General features: G+C 68.5%; 8 protein-coding genes. All 8 read right to left on the minus strand.

Annotated features, from left to right (window positions below; all coding sequences use genetic code 11):
• The coding region (locus tag NQ160_RS17420) for a tRNA ligase subunit PheS family protein (protein WP_441338269.1) at positions 1-417 on the minus strand (417 nt) is incomplete at its 3' end.
• Between the two features lie 42 nt (positions 418-459).
• Positions 460-1,383 carry an amino acid ABC transporter permease gene (locus NQ160_RS17425; RefSeq protein ID WP_257516413.1) on the minus strand — a complete coding sequence of 308 codons (924 nt, stop codon included), beginning with the start codon at positions 1,381-1,383 and terminating at the stop codon, positions 460-462.
• Positions 1,380-2,027, minus strand: coding sequence for an amino acid ABC transporter permease (locus NQ160_RS17430; RefSeq protein WP_257494913.1), 648 nt, complete (start codon positions 2,025-2,027; stop codon positions 1,380-1,382). Before NQ160_RS17430 ends, NQ160_RS17425 begins: the two co-directional genes overlap by 4 nt.
• A gap of 72 nt (positions 2,028-2,099) precedes the next feature.
• The gene (locus tag NQ160_RS17435) at positions 2,100-3,017 is read right to left on the minus strand and encodes a glutamate ABC transporter substrate-binding protein (protein ID WP_257516414.1); all 918 of its coding nucleotides are present in this window, start codon (positions 3,015-3,017) and stop codon (positions 2,100-2,102) included.
• Between the two features lie 60 nt (positions 3,018-3,077).
• A complete protein-coding gene (locus tag NQ160_RS17440; RefSeq protein ID WP_257494978.1) occupies positions 3,078-3,797 on the minus strand; it encodes an amino acid ABC transporter ATP-binding protein in 720 nt (239 codons plus the stop codon).
• A gap of 205 nt (positions 3,798-4,002) precedes the next feature.
• Complete coding sequence (locus tag NQ160_RS17445; protein ID WP_257516415.1) at positions 4,003-4,803, minus strand: TrmH family RNA methyltransferase; 801 nt, start codon at positions 4,801-4,803, stop codon at positions 4,003-4,005.
• Between the two features lie 144 nt (positions 4,804-4,947).
• Positions 4,948-5,328: a 50S ribosomal protein L20 gene (rplT, locus tag NQ160_RS17450; RefSeq protein WP_257516416.1), complete on the minus strand. Its 381-nt coding sequence runs from the start codon at positions 5,326-5,328 to the stop codon at positions 4,948-4,950.
• Between the two features lie 31 nt (positions 5,329-5,359).
• Positions 5,360-5,524: 50S ribosomal protein L35 (rpmI, locus tag NQ160_RS17455; protein ID WP_257516417.1), on the minus strand; the 165-nt coding region annotated here is incomplete at its 5' end.

Below are 5,524 nucleotides of genomic sequence, written 5' to 3' on the forward strand. Positions count from 1 at the left end.
AGGCCCCTCGGCGATCTCCCACCCCATGCCGACGAAGATGTCGGCGATCTGCTCCTGCAGGAGGGTCAGCGGATGCCGCGCCCCGACGCGCGCACGCTGCGGCAGCGCCGTGATGTCGATGCGCTCCGCTTCGAGCTTCGCGGCCGTCTCGGCGGCGGCGACCTCGGTCTCGCGGGCGGCCAGCGCCTGGGTGACCCGGCCGCGGGCCTGGCCGACGAGCTTGCCGAATTCGGCCTTGCGTTCGTTCGGCACGTGGCGCAGCTGCGCGTTGAGTGCGGCCAGCGGCGAGCCCTCGGCGGTGTGCGCGGAACGCGCCGCCTTCAGCTCTGCCGTGGTGGTGGCGGCGGCGATCGCGGCGAGGGCCGCGTCGACGGCGGCATCCACCGCTTCCGGGGTGATTTCGGGAGTGTCAGACACGATCAACGAGTCTACCGAGGCCCGAGGGCGCTCCCGCCTCGATCAGCCGTCGAGCGAGCCTGCTTTCCCGTCGAGCGTGCGCTCCGCCCGGCCCTGCACCGCGATGAGCTGGGTGTCGGTGACCTCGCCGACCGGGTGGTGCATGGGGTCCAGGTGCACCCGTGGCGAGCGGCGCGTGCGCTTCTGCAGCACATGCGCGACGTACGACAGCAGCAGGCACAGCACGATGTAGATGCCGCCGCCGACGAGGGCCGCGGGGATCAGCGGCGACCCGTAGACCGCGTTCGAGCCGAGCAGCTTCACGACGTAGAGCAGCTCGGGGTAGGTGATGATGAAGCCCAGCGCGGTGTCCTTCAGCGTCACCACCAGCTGCGCCACGATCACCGGCATCATCGCGCGGATCGCCTGCGGCAGCAGGACCAGGCGCATGACGCCGGCTTTGCGCAGCCCGATGGCGTAGCCGGCCTCCCTCTGCCCGCGCGGCAGGGACTCGACCCCGGCGCGGATGACCTCCGCCAGCACCGACCCGTTGTACGCGATCAGCGCGATCACGACGGCCCAGTACGGCGGCATCTTCACGTCGATGACCGGCAGGCCGTAGTACAGCAGGGTCATGAAGACCAGCACCGGGATGGCGCGCAGCACCTCGACGATCCAGCCCACCGGCACACGCACCCAGGCGTGGTCCGAAAGCCGTCCGATCGCCAGGACGAAGCCGAGCACGATGGCGCCGACGGCCGCCACGGCGAAGGCGGCGAGCGTGTTGCCGGTGGCCTCGAGGAACAGCATCCAGATGGAGGCGTAGCTGAACAGCTCCCACTTGGCGGGGCTGAACTGGCCGGTCTCTGCGAAGCGCCAGATGACCCAGGCCAGCACGGCCAGCACCACGAGGATGGTCAGCGCCCCGATGATGCGGTTGCGCACCACGGCACGGGGCCCGGGCACGTCGTACAGGACGGAGCTCATCGCGCGACCCTCCACTTGTTCTCGAGGGTGCGCTGCAGCCACGCCAGCAGCAGCACGAGGACGACGAAGATGACCATCACCCACACGAGCACCAGAAGCTGGTTCTCGCCACGCTCACTGAGCCACGACCGCACCGATCCGAGGTTGAGCACTGAGAAGCCGGCGGCGACCGTCGTGTTCTTCAGCAGCGCGATAAACACGCTCATCATCGGCGGGATGACCGACCGGGTCGCCTGCGGCAGCACGACGAGCGTCATCACCTGGGTGAAGGTCAGGCCGAGTGCTCTGGCCGCCTCGGCCTGGCCGACGGGCACGGTGTTCACACCGGAGCGTACGGTTTCGGCGACGTACGTGGCCGTGTAGATGCCCAGCGCGACCGTCGCAAGCAGGATCGCGTCGATGCGCTCCTGCAGCATGATCGGCAGGCAGAAGGCGAAGAAGAACATCACCAGCGTGAGCGGTGTGTTGCGGATCCAGTTGACGTAGACCGTGCCGACCCCCCTCGCGACGGGGACCGGCGAGACGCGCATCGCCCCGACGATCAGGCCGAGGACCAGCGCGATGACGGCGCCGCCGAAGAACAGCACCAGTGTGCCGCGCAGGGCCTCACCCCAGAGGTCGAGGTTGTCGGTGATGACACCCATCGATCCGCCTCTCGTTTCACATCAAATGGAACGATCCCGGCGGCGGCGCGAGCACCGCCGCCGGGATCAAGGTCACTCTGCCGCGTCGACCTCGGGCTGGTCGGCGCTCACGCCCGACGCACCCAGGTTCTTCGAGAAGATGGCCTCCCAGACCTCGCCGCCGTCGGTGAACATCGTGTTGATGTACTCCTGCAGCGCGGTGTCGCCCTTGGCGATGCCGACGCCGTAGCGCTCCTCGCTGAACGGCTCGCCGACGACCTTGAGGTTCTCGGGGTCCTGCGCGGCGTAGCCGATGAGGATGGCCTCGTCAGTCGTGACGGCGTCGACCTGGTTGTTCTTCAGGTCCTCGACGCACGTGGAGTACGTGTCGTACTCCTTCGTCTGCGCGGGCGTCTCGTCCTTGATCCGCTGCACCGAGGTAGAACCGGTGGCCGAGCAGACGACGTGGTCGGCCGTCAGCGCGTCGATGCCGGTGATGTCCTCGTTGTCGGCGGCGACGAGCAGTCCCTGGCCGGTGATGAAGTAGGGACCGGCGAAGGCGATCTGCTCCTTGCGCTTGTCGGTGATCGAGTAGGTGCCGACGTAGTAGTCGATGTCACCGTTGACCAGCGCCTGCTCGCGGTTCGCCGATGCGATCGGCTGGAACTCGATGTCGTCCTCGTCGTAGCCCAGCGATGCCGCGATCCAACGGGCCACGTCGACGTCGAAGCCGGTGCGCTCACCGGTGGCGGGGTCGAGGAAGCCGAGACCGGGCTGGTCCTCCTTGACGCCGACCACGACGCTCCCGCGGTCGGTGATCGCGTCGAACGTGGGGCTGCCCTCGATCGTCACGTCTTCGGCGACCATCCAGGGCGTGCCGCTGGTGGTCTCCTCCGCCGCGTCACCGGTGCTGTCGTCGGTGGCACCGGGCGTGCCGCTGTTGCAGCCGGTCAGTGCGAGCGCTGCGACGGCGAAAGCCGCGACGGCGCCGCCGATCCGATTGATGCGCATGTGATCCTCCTGGTGATCTGTGCTTCTTGGGTCACCGCGCCGGTGCAGGGCGCGGACGTCTCAGTGGGTGATGAGCTTGGAGAGGAAGTCCTTGGCCCGGTCACTCTTCGGCGCGGTGAAGAACTGGTCGGGCGTCGCTTCTTCGACGATCTGCCCGTCGGCCATGAACACCACGCGGTCGGCCGCCTTGCGCGCGAACCCCATCTCATGGGTCACCACGATCATCGTCATGCCGTCCTGCGCGAGGCCGACCATGACATCGAGCACCTCGTTGATCATCTCGGGGTCGAGCGCGCTCGTGGGCTCATCGAAGAGCATGACCTTGGGCTTCATCGCGAGAGCCCGGGCGATGGCCACGCGCTGCTGCTGGCCGCCCGAAAGCTGCGCCGGCAGCTTGTCCGCCTGCTGGGCCACCCCGACCCGCTCGAGCAGGACGCGCGCTTCCGCCTCGGCATCCGCCTTCTTCATCTTCTTGACCTTGATGGGACCCAGCGTGATGTTCTCGAGGATCGTGAGGTGGGAGAAGAGGTTGAAGGACTGGAAGACCATCCCCACGTCGGCGCGCAGCGCCGCGAGGGTCTTGCCCTCCTTCGGCAGCTCCTTGCCGTCGATCGTGATCGAGCCGCTCGTGATCGTCTCGAGCCGGTTGATCGTACGGCACAGGGTGGACTTGCCCGAGCCGGACGGCCCGATGACCACGACGACCTCGCCACGGTTGACGGTGAGGTCGATGTCCTGCAGCGCTTGGAAGTCGCCGTAGTGCTTCTGCACGTCGGTCATCACCACGAGGGGCTGTCCGCGTCGGACGTCGATGTTCGAAGTGCGCGGAGCAGCCTGCGAGTCTGGAGTCGCCATGAAGGACACTGTATTCCCGCGCTAAGACGCGCCACGGCAGATTGTGCCGACCTTTACCGTTCCGAAACATAACCGACGCGCGCGGGCGGCAGCGCTGCGGATGCCGGAGACGGACCCCGTCGCGGCTCGGTCAGGCGTCGGCGCGCTGCGCGAACGCCGACTCGTAGAGGCACACGCTCGCCGCCGTGGCGAGGTTCAGCGACTCGGCGCTGCCGTAGATCGGCAGCCGCAAAGCGAGGTCGGCGTGCGCCAGCGCCTCGTCGTCCAACCCCCGCGCCTCGTTGCCGAACAGCCACGCGGTGGGGCGGGAGAGCTCCGCACGGTGAGCGAGGAAGTCCTCGCCGCCGACGTCGGCCGCGACCACTTGCAGGCCGGCGGCGCGCGCCCGAGCCGCCGTCGTCTCGAGGTCCGCGCCCACGGCGACGGGCACGTGGAAGAGCGAACCGGTCGTCGCGCGGACGACCTTGGGGTTGTACAGGTCCACGGTGCGGCCGGTGAGGATGACGGCATCGGCCCCCGCGGCATCCGCTGCCCGGATGATGGTGCCGAGGTTTCCGGGGTCTCGCACCTCTTCGCAGATCGCGATGAGTCGCGGACCCGCGGCGAAGACGTCCTTGACGGACGTGGGCGACTGGCGCGCGACGGCCACGATTCCCTGCGGGGTCACGGTGTCGGCCATCGCCTCGATGACGGCCTCGGTGGTGAAGACCACGTCGACGCCGGCATCCTGCGCCGCGTCGCGCACGTCGCCATGGCGCTCCAGCGCGCTCGGCGTCGCGAACAGCTCCACCAGCGTGTCGGGCCGGTGGGCGAGGGCTTCACGGGCTGCCTGCGGGCCCTCGAGCAGGAACAGTCCTGTCTCCTGGCGGGCGCTGCGCTTGGTCAGCTTGGCGACGGCACGCACACGAGGCGAGCGCGGATTCTCGAGCACGCTCCCATCCTAGGCCGCGCATGTGCGGAAAACGGATGCCGGGCATGTGCACGGGAGCGGCATCCGGGTACGCCGAAGGGGCGCCCTCCGTGGAGGACGCCCCTTCGATCCGGTAGCGCGAGCGCCGCCGGTGGGAGTGCGAGGTCAGGCCTTGGGGGCGTTGACGTCGGAGGGCAGCGCGGCCTTGGCCGTCTGCACGAGCGAGGCGAACGTGGCCGGCTCGTTCACGGCGAGCTCGGCGAGCATGCGGCGGTCGACCTGCACGCCGGCCAGGCCCAGGCCCTGGATGAAGCGGTTGTACGTGATGCCGTTCTGACGGGCAGCGGCGTTGATGCGCTGGATCCACAGGCGACGGAAGTCGCCCTTGCGCTTGCGACGGTCACGGTACGCGTAGACCAGCGAGTGGGTGACCTGCTCCTTCGCCTTGCGGTACAGGCGCGAACGCTGACCCCGGTAACCGGAGGCGCGCTCGAGGATGACGCGGCGCTTCTTGTGGGCGTTTACAGCCCGCTTGACTCTTGCCATTTTCTTCTACTTCCTAACGTGCGGGGGGAGCTCAGAGACCGAGCAGCTTCTTGGCGACCTTCGCGTCACCCGGGGCAAGCACCTGCTCCTGGTTCAGGCGACGGGTGCGACGGCTCGCCTTGCCCTCGAGGTTGTGGCGCATGCCGGCCTGCTGCTTCATGAGCTTGCCGCTTCCGGTGACCTTGAAGCGCTTCTT

The organism is Microbacterium sp. zg.Y909 (assembly GCF_024626565.1).

Coding starts and splice junctions, on each gene's coding strand:
- NQ160_RS17425 (WP_257516413.1), bottom strand. CDS start 1,383: ATGAGCTCCGTCCTGTACGACGTGCCCGGGCCCCGTGCCGTGGTGCGC.
- NQ160_RS17435 (WP_257516414.1), bottom strand. CDS start 3,017: ATGCGCATCAATCGGATCGGCGGCGCCGTCGCGGCTTTCGCCGTCGCA.
- NQ160_RS17430 (WP_257494913.1), bottom strand. CDS start 2,027: ATGGGTGTCATCACCGACAACCTCGACCTCTGGGGTGAGGCCCTGCGC.
- NQ160_RS17440 (WP_257494978.1), bottom strand. CDS start 3,797: ATGACCGACGTGCAGAAGCACTACGGCGACTTCCAAGCGCTGCAGGAC.
- rplT (WP_257516416.1), bottom strand. CDS start 5,328: ATGGCAAGAGTCAAGCGGGCTGTAAACGCCCACAAGAAGCGCCGCGTC.